Genomic DNA, 236 nt, shown 5'->3' with positions numbered 1-236 from the left:
CGGAAATGTCTCTCTAAGAATAAGCATTTTAGAAAATTCTGCTACAGGTACAGTTTTATATACTGAAACCCATAATAAAACAACGAACTCAAAAGGTTTGGTTAACTTAAATATTGGCCAAGGAACGGCTACAACAGGAAACTTTGGAGCTATAAACTGGGGAACCAATGCAAAATTTGTAAAAGTGGAAATGGACCCTGCTGGTGGAAACAATTATACTAATGTAGGGGTAAATC

The 236-nt window shown here is 36.0% G+C and carries 1 protein-coding gene; it reads left to right on the top strand.

The window, feature by feature from the left end; translation table 11 throughout:
- The coding region (locus ACPYOJ_RS36790) for a hypothetical protein (RefSeq protein ID WP_481420605.1) at positions 1-236 on the top strand (236 nt) is incomplete at both ends.

The sequence above is a fragment of the Rhizobium sp. SVR5-9E genome (assembly GCF_056755095.1).
This window is presented reverse-complemented; position numbering and strand designations above follow the sequence as displayed.